This is a genomic window from Pelagerythrobacter sp. Soil_C_18 (genome assembly GCF_057657235.1).
Window position 1 is genome coordinate 81387 of record NZ_JBDGIU010000002.1, and the last position, 13015, is coordinate 94401.

13 protein-coding genes and 1 pseudogene are annotated in these 13015 nt (G+C 64.5%); 7 read left to right on the plus strand and 7 right to left on the minus strand.

What is annotated here, in order from left to right; translation table 11 throughout:
* Positions 1 to 1518, minus strand: a complete 1518-nt coding sequence (locus AC3A5N_RS05985; protein WP_487736404.1) for a TadA family conjugal transfer-associated ATPase — start codon at positions 1516 to 1518, stop codon at positions 1 to 3.
* Positions 1519 to 1531: 13 nt separating this feature from the next.
* The gene (locus tag AC3A5N_RS05990; RefSeq protein WP_487736405.1) at positions 1532 to 2743 is read right to left on the minus strand and encodes a phosphatase PAP2 family protein; all 1212 of its coding nucleotides are present in this window, start codon (positions 2741 to 2743) and stop codon (positions 1532 to 1534) included.
* Positions 2744 to 2982: 239 nt separating this feature from the next.
* Between AC3A5N_RS05990 and AC3A5N_RS05995 the strand changes: the two genes are divergently transcribed.
* From AC3A5N_RS05995 to glmS, 3 genes are read left to right on the plus strand one after another with little or no spacing between them, the layout of a single operon-like run.
* Entirely contained in the window at positions 2983 to 3330 is a 348-nt protein-coding gene (locus AC3A5N_RS05995) for a ribbon-helix-helix protein, CopG family (RefSeq protein WP_487736406.1), read from the plus strand.
* Positions 3327 to 3707, plus strand: a complete 381-nt coding sequence (locus tag AC3A5N_RS06000) for a PIN domain-containing protein (RefSeq protein WP_487736407.1) — start codon at positions 3327 to 3329, stop codon at positions 3705 to 3707. The genes AC3A5N_RS05995 and AC3A5N_RS06000 overlap by 4 nt, the downstream gene beginning before the upstream one ends.
* 15 nt (positions 3708 to 3722) lie before the next feature.
* On the plus strand, positions 3723 to 5546 hold the full coding sequence (gene glmS / locus AC3A5N_RS06005) for a glutamine--fructose-6-phosphate transaminase (isomerizing) (RefSeq protein ID WP_487736408.1): 1824 nt from the start codon (positions 3723 to 3725) through the stop codon (positions 5544 to 5546).
* 178 nt (positions 5547 to 5724) lie between these two features.
* Here glmS and AC3A5N_RS06010 read toward each other — a convergent pair whose 3' ends face one another.
* Positions 5725 to 6450 carry an SDR family oxidoreductase gene (locus tag AC3A5N_RS06010; RefSeq protein WP_487736409.1) on the minus strand — a complete coding sequence of 242 codons (726 nt, stop codon included), beginning with the start codon at positions 6448 to 6450 and terminating at the stop codon, positions 5725 to 5727.
* A 146-nt stretch (positions 6451 to 6596) separates the two neighbouring features.
* Here AC3A5N_RS06010 and AC3A5N_RS06015 point away from each other — a divergent pair, with 146 nt between their 5' ends.
* A complete protein-coding gene (locus AC3A5N_RS06015; protein ID WP_487736410.1) occupies positions 6597 to 7490 on the plus strand; it encodes an AraC family transcriptional regulator in 894 nt (297 codons plus the stop codon).
* 73 nt (positions 7491 to 7563) lie between these two features.
* Here AC3A5N_RS06015 and AC3A5N_RS06020 read toward each other — a convergent pair whose 3' ends face one another.
* Positions 7564 to 8274: a 2OG-Fe(II) oxygenase gene (locus AC3A5N_RS06020; protein WP_487736411.1), complete on the minus strand. Its 711-nt coding sequence runs from the start codon at positions 8272 to 8274 to the stop codon at positions 7564 to 7566.
* A gap of 350 nt (positions 8275 to 8624) precedes the next feature.
* Between AC3A5N_RS06020 and AC3A5N_RS06025 the strand changes: the two are divergent.
* A pseudogene (locus tag AC3A5N_RS06025) lies at positions 8625 to 8960 on the plus strand (YciI family protein); the annotation flags it as partial.
* Between the two features lie 141 nt (positions 8961 to 9101).
* A complete protein-coding gene (locus AC3A5N_RS06030) occupies positions 9102 to 10358 on the plus strand; it encodes an RNA polymerase sigma factor (protein ID WP_487736412.1) in 1257 nt (418 codons plus the stop codon).
* 48 nt (positions 10359 to 10406) lie between these two features.
* Here AC3A5N_RS06030 and AC3A5N_RS06035 read toward each other — a convergent pair whose 3' ends face one another.
* The 3 genes from AC3A5N_RS06035 to purS all read right to left on the minus strand — a co-directional run bounded on the left by AC3A5N_RS06035 (position 10407) and on the right by purS (position 11980).
* Positions 10407 to 10703, minus strand: coding sequence for a hypothetical protein (locus tag AC3A5N_RS06035; RefSeq protein WP_487736413.1), 297 nt, complete (start codon positions 10701 to 10703; stop codon positions 10407 to 10409).
* 360 nt (positions 10704 to 11063) lie between these two features.
* Positions 11064 to 11741: a phosphoribosylformylglycinamidine synthase subunit PurQ gene (purQ, locus tag AC3A5N_RS06040; RefSeq protein ID WP_487736414.1), complete on the minus strand. Its 678-nt coding sequence runs from the start codon at positions 11739 to 11741 to the stop codon at positions 11064 to 11066.
* The gene (purS, locus tag AC3A5N_RS06045; RefSeq protein WP_487736415.1) at positions 11741 to 11980 is read right to left on the minus strand and encodes a phosphoribosylformylglycinamidine synthase subunit PurS; all 240 of its coding nucleotides are present in this window, start codon (positions 11978 to 11980) and stop codon (positions 11741 to 11743) included. Before purS ends, purQ begins: the two co-directional genes overlap by 1 nt.
* Positions 11981 to 12126: 146 nt before the next feature.
* On the opposite strand from purS, the gene AC3A5N_RS06050 reads away from it, so the two are divergent.
* Positions 12127 to 13005 carry a diacylglycerol/lipid kinase family protein gene (locus tag AC3A5N_RS06050; RefSeq protein ID WP_487736416.1) on the plus strand — a complete coding sequence of 293 codons (879 nt, stop codon included), beginning with the start codon at positions 12127 to 12129 and terminating at the stop codon, positions 13003 to 13005.
* Positions 13006 to 13015 lie beyond the last annotated feature (10 nt).

Consider the following 13015-nt stretch of genomic DNA (forward strand, 5'->3'; position numbering starts at 1 on the left):
TCAGAGACAGGCTTCAAGGTAGGCCTGATCGAACCCGAACTGCCGCGCCTTCTCCAGCGTGTAGGGACGCAGGCCCGAACTGCGGAACTCGCCCAGGATCTTGCCGTCTTCGCTCTCGTCCAGATATTCGAACTTGAACAATTCCTGGGTGACGATCACGTCGCCTTCCATCCCGATTACTTCCGTGACGTTGGTGGTGCGGCGCGAGCCGTCGCGCAGGCGCTTGACCTGCACGATGAGATCGACCGACTCTGCGATTTGGCGGCTGATCGCCTCCTTGGGAATCCTGATGTCGCCCATCAGGATCATGTTTTCCATACGGCCGAGGCATTCGCGCGGGCTGTTGGCGTGCAGCGTGCACATCGATCCGTCGTGACCGGTGTTCATGGCGGCGAGCAGGTCGAAGCATTCGGCGCCGCGAATTTCGCCCAGAATAATGCGGTCCGGGCGCATGCGCAGGGCGTTCTTGACCAGGTCCCCGATCGTGATCGCGCCCTGGCCCTCGAGATTCGGTGGCCGGGTTTCCAGCGGGAGCCAGTGCGGCTGCTGCAGCCGAAGCTCGGCCGCGTCCTCGATGGTCAGCACGCGCTCGCCCGGATCGATCATCTTCGACAGGGCGTTGAGCATCGTCGTCTTGCCCGAACCGGTACCGCCCGAGATGACGATGTTCATGCGGCATGCGCCGGCGATCTTGAGTGCCGTCGCCATCTTGTCACTCATCGACCCGAAGTCGCGCAACATGTCGATGGTGATGGGCTTCTCGGAGAACTTGCGGATCGAGATCGCAGTGCCGCGCAGCGAGAGCGGCGGCACGATCACGTTGACGCGACTTCCATCCTTGAGGCGCGCATCGGCGAGCGGAGTCGTCTGATCGACGCGGCGGCCGACCTGGTTCACGATGCGCTGTGCGATCTGAAACAAGTGCTGTTCGTCGCGGAACTTGATCGGCGCGACGACCAGCTTGCCCTTCTTCTCGATGTAGGTCTGGTCGGGGCCGTTCACCATGATGTCCGAGACATCGGGGTCGTTGAGCAACTCCTCCAGCGGGCCGAAGCCGAGCAATTCGTCGATCAGCACCTTCTCCAGCGCGAACTGTTCGCGCCGGTTGAGTGTGACCTTAAGCTCGGCCAGCACCTCCATGATGATGGGACGAAATTCCTCGCTGAGCTCGTCCTTGGTCAGCGTCGCCGCCGCCTCGGGATCCACGCGCTCGAGCAGGCGGGGAAGCACCTGTTCCTTGATCTTGTGGACGCTCGCCTCGAAGCCGCCGATTTCCGTCTGCTGGTGAACCGCATTGGCGCGGTCGGCCAGACGCGCCAGGGCGTCGGACTTGTTCGGCGCAGCGGTTTCCGGCGGAGCTGCGGCGCTATCGCCCGGCAGAGGCGGAAACTGCTCGCCGCCTGGTTCCGGCGCACGGCGCATGGCCTCGCCCCCCTTCATGGGCCGCGCCACACCGAAAGAAGGACGCGCACCGGGCCCGATGGAGCTGGGCCCGTTCTTCCGTCCAAAAGCGCTCATCTAACGGTCCCCATTACTTCGCTGCTGCGCCATTGCCGGCTTGCGAAGCCGCTCGGCGCGGTCGAAAAAGGGTAAATATTGCGGAAAGATTGCGAAACTCTGAAGCCCTCGAGTCTCTTGCTGTGATCGGACTGTCTGCGTTCGCGAGCCGCGGTGCGAGGGCTGCAGCAGCCCTTCGGCAGGCAAACCAGATTACCGTCACCAGACCAATGGCAACATAACCGTCGATGGCATAATGATAGGCGAGATGCACGGAGGATAGCTGAATTGCGATGAAGAACGCAGCGAAGACGTATCCGAGCCGCCGATCGACTCGCCACGTAACAAGCACGTAGAGCCATGCCAACGCGACGTGCATGGAAGGCATCGCGGTGATCCCTCGGCCGAGACCTGCATCCTCGGCCCGATACCAATCGAGTAACTGCTGCTGCACGTCGAGCACGGCGAGCGGGTATACGCGATCAGCCTGCTGTAGATAGGCCATCTGCTCGGCGAAGTGGGCGTTATCAAAGATCGGCCCGACGAAGCAGGGCCCGACCGAGGCGAGCAGCGTCGCAAAGATCATCCCAACGACCGTCCAAGTCGCGATGTAGCTGAAAAAGAAGGAAAGCCGCAGTTGCCGATCGCGGAGGTAAAAGGCGAACAGCACGGGCCCGAAGTAGATCAGCAGGAACCATATGTGGTAAAGGTTTGAGGCGAGATAGGTAATCGCGGGCTGCCCCATCAGCGGGTGTAGCAACCGCCACGGATCTGTGCCGTGAATCGCCCGATCGAGTGTGATGAATGTCGCGTCCCAATCGAACGGATTGATCCGGCCAATGCTGCTCTTCACAGCGGAGAAGGCAGGCATGAGCAGGGCGACCGCCATGACCGGCACGATCGCGAAAACCCGGCGTGTGAGGAGATTCGCGATAGCGGACGATAGGACGTAGCGCAGAGGGCTGATAGGACGTTCGATTAGAAGACGAACGGTGGTCTCGGCTAGGAAGACAAGCCCGCAGATGAGCAGATAAGCACGGGCGTTGTGCCAGAACCATTGGAGACCTGGCATATCGTATCCGGTGCCCTCGACAACTTGCGCCGCTAGAGCGATTGTGACGGCCACCAGTCCGGCAACGATGGCGTCCTCCCGCGGGAACAGCTTTCTTGCCGGTGTTCGAACAGCCGCAGGGAACGCCTGAATTCCCGCGTTCGCTACGCCCGCGTTGGTTCCCCTTTCGAACACTCCCGCCCCCAAATGCGTGGTCCCTTCCGTGGCGGTAGCGCGAGGTGTCTAATTTTTTCTTAACCCTGATTCATAGGGTGAATCGGCCACCCCGTATACGCGCGGCGCTGTTGCTCCGCGAGGTGGCTCGACACCATAGTGACGGTCGAGCAGAATCGTCCCGCTAACCGTTTCACAATTCCTGGTAAGTGCTGGAATCAGATTGACGCGATATCATGATATGATATCGCGATATCATCATGCCGCGAATCCTCGCTGATCTTCCTGAAGACGATATCAAGTGGCTCGACCGTCTCGCGGAAGAGCAGGGCAAGTCGCGCGCGGCGGTGCTGCGCGAGGCGGTGAGCGCCTATCGGGGCGAGAGTTCTACCGACTGGATAGATCGTGGATTCGGTCTCTGGAAGGATCGGACGGATCTCGGCGACGCGGCGGCATGGCAGCGGCGCGAGCGCGCGTCGTCAACCCGGCCGTGGGACGACGACTATGAGGTCGCGCGCGGCGAGTTTCCGGAGCTCTTCGATGCCGAGGACGACCGGCAGCGGCAGATCCATCGGCAATTTTCCGGCAAGGGCGGAGCAAAACCATGAGTGGCTTTGCCTTCGACACCGGCATCGTCATCGATGCGCTCCTCGGCATAGAGCAGGGGCGGGCGGAGCTGCGCCGGGCCGTCAGTCAGACCGGGCGCGCGTGGTTGAGCCGGATGGCCTGGATCGAGATCATGTCGAAGAGTTCGGGAGTTGAGTTGCGCGAGATGGAGCGCTTCCTAGCAGGGTTCGCGATAGACGAGATCGATTCGGAAATCGCCGACCGCGCCGCGGCACTGCGGCGTGAACGCAAAGGTATCCGCTTGCCCGACGCGATCATTCTCGCCACGGCGCTGGTGCGCGGCCGCGTTCTCGTAACTCGAAACACCAGGGATTTCCCGGCCGAGATGCCGGGCATCCGCATACCTTACACACTCTGAAGGAAATACGGCTCTATGTGCGGAATCATCGGCATCGTCGGCAGGGATCAGGTTGCAGACCGGCTGGTCGACGGCCTGAAGCGGATGGAATACCGCGGCTACGACAGTTCTGGGGTTTGCACGGTCGAGAAGGGCAGCCTGATCCGCTGCCGTGCGGAGGGTAAGCTCGCCAATCTCGTCAAGGAACTCGAGCACAACTCTGCGCCCGGCACGATCGGCATCGCGCATACGCGCTGGGCGACACACGGCGCCCCCACAGCGAACAACGCGCACCCGCACGCGACCGAGCACGTGGCGCTGGTCCACAACGGTATCATCGAGAACTTCAAGCCGCTGCGCGATGAACTCACGGCAAAGGGACGGAAGCTCGAGAGCGAGACCGATAGCGAGGTGGTCGCGCACCTGATCTCCGATGAAATCGAGAACGGCGCGTCACCTGAAGAAGCGGTCAAGGCAGTGCTGCCGCGGCTGCGCGGCGCCTTCGCCCTCGCGATCGCATTCCGCGATCACCCGGACATGCTCATCGGCGCACGACTCGGTTCACCGCTGGTCGTGGGATACGGCGACGACGAGACCTATCTCGGCTCCGACGCGCTGGCGCTGGCGCCATTGACGCAAAAGATCGCCTATCTTGATGAAGGGGATTGGGTCGTCGTGCGCCGCGACGGGGCGCAGATCTTCGACGCGGAGAACAACCCGGTGGAGCGCGAGATCACCACCTCGGGCGCATCCGCCGCGGCGGTGGAGAAGGGCAACTACCGTCACTTCATGCAGAAGGAGATCTTCGAGCAGCCAACCGTCGTCGCCCAGACGCTGCGCAGCTATGTGCACCAGGCGAACAACTCGGTCGCGCTGCCCCAGATGGACTTCGACCTTTCGACGATCAGGCGCGTGACGATCGTCGCCTGCGGCACCTCGTACTACGCCGGGCTGGTCGCGAAGTACTGGTTCGAGCACTTCGCACGCGTGCCGGTCGATATCGATGTGGCGAGCGAGTTTCGCTATCGCGATCCGGTGCTGGAGGAGGGCGGCCTGGCGCTCTTCATCTCGCAGAGCGGCGAAACGGCTGACACGCTGGCGGCGTTGCGCCATTGCAAGGCTGCCGGACAGACGATCGGCGTGGTCGTCAACGTGCCGACCAGTTCGATGGCGCGCGAGGCGGACCTGCTGCTCCCGACCCATGCCGGGCCTGAGATCGGCGTCGCCAGCACCAAGGCCTTTACCTGCCAGCTCGCGGTGCTCGCCGCGCTCGCCGCGCATCTGGCGGTGAAGAAGGGTCGCATGGATCGGGCCGAGGAGCAGGAAGTGGTGAAACACCTGCTGGAAGCTCCGGCTGCGCTCAACGCCGCGCTCGATCACGACGACGACATCGCCAGCATGGCGCACCTGATCGCGCCGGCGCGCGACGTGCTCTATCTCGGCCGCGGACCGGACTATCCCCTTGCGCTCGAAGGCGCCCTGAAGTTGAAGGAAATCAGCTACATTCACGCCGAAGGTTACGCTTCGGGCGAGATGAAGCACGGGCCCATCGCACTGATCGACGAAGCGGTACCGGTGATCGTCCTCGCGCCCTCGGGTCCGCTATTCGAGAAGACGGTATCGAACATGCAGGAAGTCCGCGCGCGCGGCGGCAAGATCGTGCTGATCTCCGACGCCGAGGGGCTGCTGGAGGCGGGCGAGGGTTGTCTGGCCACGATCCAGATGCCCAAGGTCCATCCGCTGATCGCACCGCTGGTCTATGCCGTGCCCGTGCAACTGCTCGCCTATCATACCGCCTGCGTTAAGGGCACGGACGTCGACCAGCCGCGCAATCTCGCCAAATCCGTTACCGTCGAGTGAGAGAGCGGGGGCTCCTGATCTTGTATTATTCTTCTGGGAAGGCAAACGGCTTTTTCCGTTATGGAAGCCGCCCGGTCTTCCGAGACGCGGCCGCAGGAACTATTGTAAGACCGCATCGACGTCGGGCGAGCAGTGCACCTCGCGCGAGAAGTCGACGCGGCTCTATGCGATGGGCGCGTTACATGTTGGCAGCAGTGGGCCGTACGATCACCTCGTTGATGTCGACGCCTGCGGGCTGTTCGAGCGCATAGCGGATCGCACGGGCGATCGCGTCGGGCGTCAGTGACTTCTGTCGCCAGTCCTTGAGCGCTGCCGCGACGGAGGGATCGCTGATGTCATCGCCGAGTTCGGTCGCCGTCACGCCGGGCGAGATGACCGTCGAGCGGATCTCGTCGTGCTCCTGTCGCAGTCCCTCCGTAATTGCCCAGACCGCATACTTCGTGCCGCAGTATACCGCCGCCGCCGGGAGCACGAGATGCGCGCCGACAGAGGCAACATTGACCACGTGTCCATCCTTCTGTGCCACGAACCGCGGCAGCACCGCGGCAATGCCATTGAGGACGCCGTGGATGTTGACGTCGATCATCCGCTTCCATTCCTCGCGCTTGAGCGCCGCAAGCGGTGAGAGCGGCATCACGCCGGCATTGTTCACCAGCGCATCGATGCGGCCGAAGCGCTCCTCTGCCGCATCGGCAAAGGCGTCGAAGTCCGCAGGGTCGGTCACGTCGAGCGTGCGCCAGGCGACCGCCTCGCCCAGTTCCTCCGCCAGAGCTTTCAGCCGCTCGCTGCGGCGTGCGCCGATGAACAGCTTGGCGCCCGCGGCGGCCAGTTCGCGCGCCGTTGCTTCGCCGATGCCGCTCGAGGCGCCGGTGATGAGCACGATCTTGTCATTGATGTTGGTCATGTTGGTTTCTCCGGTTGTTAGGCACACCGAAAGTGCCAGCAAGGCTCCCATCACAGGTAGAGCGATCGTCCATTTGCTTTGCATGATTCTCCGGATTCTGAGGTTGGCGCTTGCGAAGTCGTCTCGCATCGGCAATCCAAATCCTGATGGAAAAGATCGCCGAGCTTGCGCAGGTCATCAGGCGCCATGCTGTGAAGCCCGGCATGACGGCGACCCCGCTGCCCCGCCTGGCGCTGTTCCGGGCCGATCAGCCTAGTGCTCCCACGCCTGCGGTCTACGAGGCGTCGCTTTGCCTGATCGCCCAAGGTTCGAAACGCGTGTCGCTGGGCGACGAGGGCCTACTTTACGACGCGTCTCGCTACCTCTTGGTGTCGGTCGATCTGCCGCTTGTCGGCCATGTGATCGAGGCGAGCGCGGAGGCGCCATATCTGTGCTGCAAGATCGATCTCGACCCCGCGGCTCACGCGGATCTGATGGTCTCCGATGGAAGTGCGGCACGGGCCGAAATGCCGGTGATGGCCATCTATCCGAGCGACCCGGACCTGATCGACGCGGCGAGCCGGCTCGTCAGACTTCTCGATCACCCCGAAAGCATCCCGGTGCTCGCCCCGCTAATCGAGCGCGAGATCCTCTACCGGCTGCTGATCGGGCCTCACGGCGCCATGCTCCGGCATCTCATGTCCGCGGGCAGTCGCTTGAACCAGGTAAGCCGTGCGATCGCTGCGATCCGCAAGGGCTTCGATGCTCAACTGCGGATAGAAGAAATCGCCGCCGCAGCAGGGATGAGCGCTTCATCCCTCCACGCGCACTTCAAGGCGGTCACGCGAATGACCCCGATCGAATACCAGAAGCAGCTGCGGTTGCAGGAAGCGCGGCGGCTTATGCTGACCGGCGGTGCCACCGCAGGCTCCGCGGGGTTTGCGGTCGGCTATGACAGTCCGTCGCAGTTCAGCCGTGAATACCGCCGCCTGTTCGGCGCGCCGCCCCGGCAGGACGTCGAGCGCTTGAAGAATGTGCCGGCCCATGTCGAGGCCGTTTGAGGGGCCGCTCTGCGCTCCCTTGGACATTCTAGGTCCCTGTTTGGCGCCTCAACACCGAGGCCGACAGACGTGCTCAGGACGCGTCGTGAAAGATGATGCCGAGCGTGTGACGGTGCCCGGCTCGGAGCCGACTGACGCCGTGGCGCATGGTCACACGGTAGTCGCCTCTCGTCCCGCGCCGGGGGCGGCTGTTTACCGCAAACGCCACCGCATCGCCCCTGGTCAGCGGGACGACGTCGGCGCGTGACTGCATCCGCGGGCGTTGCTCGGTCAGCACGAATTCGCCCCCGGTGAAGTCGTCGCCCGGCGAGGACAGGAGTATCGCCGCTTGCAGGGGAAAGACATGCGCTCCGTAGAGGTCCTGGTGAAGCCGATTATAGTCTCCCGTTCCATAGCGTAGCAGCAGCGGCGTGGGCCGCGTTTGATCGGCCGCATGGCAGCGTGCCAGGAACTCCGAGTGGTCCGCTGGGAACCGGCTTCCGGTCCCCATGCGCTCGTGCCACTGGTTCGCGATCGGCGCGAGCCGGGCATAGAGTGCGGAGCGTAACCCGGCGATCAACGGCGGGAGCGGGTAGGCGAAATAACGGTACTCGCCGCGCCCGAAGCCGTGCCGTGCCATGACGACGTGACTGCGGAATCTCTCCGGTCTGTCATAGAGCGCTGCTGCCTCGGTGCATTCGTCCGCGTCCAACAGCCGGGGCACGACGGTCCACCCCTGCGTGTCGAGTTCGGTCGCCGCAGAGGCCCAGTCGATCAGAGCGACACGCGCTTCGGTCCCGCTCACGCTGCGCTCTCCATGTCCATCTGACGCCGCTTGCGCTCCACGCCCCAGCGGTACGCGCGCTCGACGGCGGTCCTCTCTCGCCTCATGATCCGCCTGCTGCATAAGGCGGCGGCATCCTGCCTGTTGGGACTCGTCATATTCTCTCGCAAAGTTGCTGTCCGCCCAACATCGCTGGTGCCGGGAGTGCGCGCACTCCGATCCTTGCGTTCAAATTCCCGGAAGCGCTTCCGCGCGTCTTCCTCAACTCCGTGCAGCGAAAAAATTGCGCAGGAATGTCGAAGCCGACAGCTCCCGTTCGTCGTACTCGACAGGAGGCCATTCGGTTTCCCGATGAACTGAGGAGATGACAAATGCGTGTGATCGTTTTCGTCAAGGCGACGGAGGACAGCGAGCAGGGCGCCATGCCCTCTGCGGAACTGATCGAAGCCATGGGCAGGTACAACGAGGAGCTGATCAACGCTGGCGTGATGGTCGGCGGCGATGGTCTCAAGCCCTCGGCGGAAGGTAAGCGGATCGCATTCGATGGGGCCAGCAGGACCGTGATCGACGGTCCTTTTGCGGAGACCCGCGAACTGGTGGCCGGCTTCTGGATCTGGGAGGTCAAGGACATGGATGAGGCCCTGGCTTGGGCGAAGCGCTGCCCCAACCCGATGCCGGGCCCCAGCGAACTGGAACTGCGCCCTGTCGTTTCGATGGACGACTTCGCCGAGAACATGACGCCCGAAGGCGCCGAGATCCACGCGCGCAACGAGCAGCGATTGGCAGGCGAGTAACGCCGTCCGCCGCCGTGCTTGCCTCTCCCGGCTGTTTAGCGGAAGATCGCAGGCATGGCGGCGGGTGAAACGCACCGAACGATCGAGGCAGTCTTCCGGATCGAGCGCGCGAGGCTCCTCGCCGGTCTGGCGCGGTTCACGCACGACGTGGACCGTGCCGAGGAGCTCGCGCAGGATGCATTGCTTGCGGCGCTGACCGATTGGCCCGAGAGCGGCGTGCCGCACAACCCCGGCGCATGGCTGATGGCTGTCGCCAAGCGCCGGGCGATCGACGCCCGCCGCCGCCAGAGCATGCTCGAGCGCAAACATGCGGAGATGGCCCGCGAGCTCGATGACGCGAATCACGCCCCGATCGAGGTGCTGGAGGCGGCGATGGATGACGATTTGGGCGACGAACTGCTCGGGCTGATATTCACCGCGTGTCATCCCGCCGTCTCTCCGGACGCGCGCGCTGCATTGACACTGAGGCTGGTGGGCGGCCTGACCACCGCGGAGATTGCGCGCGCATTCCTCTCTCGCGAGCCGACGATCGCCCAACGGATCGTACGGGCGAAGAAGGCAATCGGCGATGCGGGGCTGACGTTCGAAGTGCCGCGTGGGCGCGAGCGGGCAGCACGGCTCGCGTCGGTGCTCGAGGTAATCTATCTGATCTTCAACGAGGGATACGCCGCGACCGCGGGCGAGGACCTCGTACGCCCAGCGCTCTGCGCCGAGGCGCAGCGGCTGGGGCGGATCCTCGCCGGGCTGATGCCAGACGAGCCGGAAGTGCTCGGCCTGCTCTCGCTGATGGAACTTCAAGCCTCGCGGCTCTCCGCGCGCAGCGGGCCCGACGGTGCTTTCGTCCCGCTCACGGAGCAGAACCGCGCCCGCTGGGACCAACTGCTCATCCGCCGAGGCCTCGCGGCGCTCGATCGCGCCGAGGCGCTCGGCGGCGCCGGTCGCTATGCCCTGCAAGCGGCACTCGCCGCCTGCCACGCACGTGCTCGAGCCGCACAGGATACCGACTGGAGGCGTATCGCGGCGCTCTATGACCGGCTGCGCGAAGTGGCACCCTCACCGGTGGTCGATCTCAACCGCGCGGTGGCGTGCAGCATGGCCTACGGTCCGGAAGTCGGGCTTCGGCTGATCGACGAGATCTCTGGCCTCGCCGCCCTGCGCAACTATGCCCCCCTGCCTGCCGCGAAGGGTGACTTCCTGTTTCGGGCCGGACGCTTGCCGGAAGCGAAGCATCAGTTCGAGATCGCCGCCGGCCTTACCCGCAATGCCCGAGAGAGGGCGTTCCTTCTCGCACGGATGGAAGCATGCACTTAAGCGACTGTCGCCTATGAGTTTGTGATGAGCGGCGCACTTTGGGAGAGACTAACCGATCCTTGGTTCGGGGGCATTGCGCCGCGATCGATCCAGCGCGCGTTTGCAGAGATGCCCGGCCGAGTAGAACAGGAAGGCATAGATCAGCTTTATCAGGAAATTGAGTGCCATGCTCTCGGCGGTGAAGCTGAGGTGTCTTTCTACGGCGGTGAACACAGGACTGTTCGTCGTTACGAGGCAGAGCGCCGTTGTAGCTGCGGCCACCACTGGCGCGATCAGCAGGCCGGAGCGCCATCGGTCGGAAAACCAGCCGACGACGAACATCGCAAGCCAAGTTGCAATCAGCATCTCTCCATCTCCTCTCCATTCAGCCGGTCCTCTTCTCGGGGCCTGGCTATCGTGCCGTCGCCGTGGTGGCGGTCTCCTACTTCTGCGCGGTTTTTCCGCGCTTTGATTTGCACGCACTGTGCAGAACAATCGATGCTCCGGCAAGGGCTGCGACGAAATATGACTGCGCGTTCCGCCACATAGGGGACATTGTGGGACAGAATGGCGGCGAAGGGCGCGCCGGATCAACGGAGGCAGGACTGTCGGCGGCGGGTGTGAGGTCCCAGCACCCCTATGAGCTAACAGCGCGGTGAGCGCCCGACGCCGCGACTGGATTGGGCGCGGGTGCGCGTTTTGCCCCGAGGGAACGCTTCTTGGCCGTCAGGCGGCGACCAGGCCCTTTACGGCACTTTCGAACAGGGCGCGGCCGTCGCTGCCGCCGTGGTCGGGTTCGATCGCGCGTTCCGGGTGCGGCATCATGCCCAGGACGTTGCCGGCCTGGTTGAGAATCCCGGCGATGTCGCGCCGCGAGCCGTTGCACGCGTCGAGATAGCGGAAGGCGACGCGGCCTTCGCCTTCGATCCGGTCGAGCGTGTCCTCGTCCGCGAAGTAGTTGCCGTCGTGATGGGCCACGGGCAGCATGATCTCCTGCCCCTGTTCATAGCCGCCGGTGAACAGCGACTGGCTGTTTTCGACCCGCAGCGGGGCAGTGCGGCAGGTGAAAGTGAGTTGGGCGTTGCGCATCAGCGCGCCCGGCAGAAGGCCGCTCTCCGTCAGTACCTGGAAGCCATTGCACACGCCGAGCACCGGCACGCCGCGCTCCGCCGCTTCGATTACCGCGCGCATGATCGGGCTGCGGCTCGCAATCGCGCCGCAGCGCAGGTAGTCGCCGTAGGAGAAGCCGCCGGGGACGCCGATGAAATCGAGCCGCTCGGGCAGTTCGGCATCGCCGTGCCACACGCGCAGGGCTGGCGTGCCAGCGACTTTCTCGAGCGCGACCGCCAGATCACGGTCGCAGTTCGAGCCGGGGAAGGTGATGACAGCGGAGCGGAAGGCCATCACGCCGTCTCCATAGTCTCGATGCGGAAGTTCTCGATCACGGTGTTGGCCAGCAGCTTGCGGCACATGTCCTCGAGTTCCGCTTCGGTCGTGCTATCGGCGACATCGAGCTCGATCAGGCGGCCGACGCGGACATCCTCGACACCGGAGAAACCCAGGCCTTCGAGCGCGTGATGAACCGCGCGGCCCTGCGGGTCGAGCACGCCGGGCTTGAGGCTGACATGGATGCGGACTTTCATGGAGCGGCGCGCCTTTCGCTAAGAGTGCTCATCGACTCGCGCGCAGCCTATGGCTTGCTGCGCACCGCAGGGCAAGCGGTGCCTTGAGCACCGAAGGCATCGAAACCTTGGGCCTTTGGCAAGGTCGCAGTGCTAAGGCCGCGGCGATGAAGATGGATCTCGTTTACAATCCGGCCGCAGGCAATTTCCGGCAGGCACGGCTGAACGCGCTGATTGCGGCGTTTGCCGCGCGCGGGGTCGCCGTCACGCCCGTGGCGAGCCAGGTCGGGGGCGCATGGCTCTCGGACCGTGCGGACATGATCTGCGTTCACGGCGGCGACGGGACCTTGCGCGACACGGTTCAGGCGCTGGGCGAGAGCGCGGGCAGGGTGCCGCTGGCGATCGCCCCGTCGGGCACGATCAACCTTGTCGCCCGCGAGCTCGGCTACGCAAGAAATCCCGAGCGGCTTGCGGAGCAGGTTCTTGCCGCGTGGGAGCGGGGGGCCGAGAGCTGGGTCAGCGCGCCGCTCTATCGCCTCGGTGGGATGCCGGTCGTTGCCTGCCTCAGCATAGGGCCCGACAGCCATGCGGTCGCGCAGGTCTCCGGCGCGCTCAAGAAGCGGCTCGGCCGCTACGCGTACGTGGTCGCGATCATGCGCCAGCTCCGGCGCTGGCCGCGGGAGACGATGGCGATCAGCGGCGAGTTGGCCGACGGCAGGCCTTTCTCCTGCGAGGCCGAAGCGGCGATCGCTTCGCACGGCGCGCTCTACGCCGGTCCGTTCCGGCTCAGCCCGCGAGCCGCGCTGGCGGCGGATTCGGTGGAGCTGATAACACTGCGCCGCTCGACCCGGCTGGGCACGTTGGCGCTTTCCGGCGCGGCGATGCTGCGCTTGCCTCTCGATCGCCTCGGTCTTGCCGAAATCCGCACCGTGCGCCGCGTCGTGTTCGACCGCTGCGTCAGCCCGGTGCAGGTCGATGGCGACCACATACCGGACTGCGCCTATGCGATTGGGCCGAGCGGAACGACGCTGCAGTACGTGATCTGACGCTTCGTCG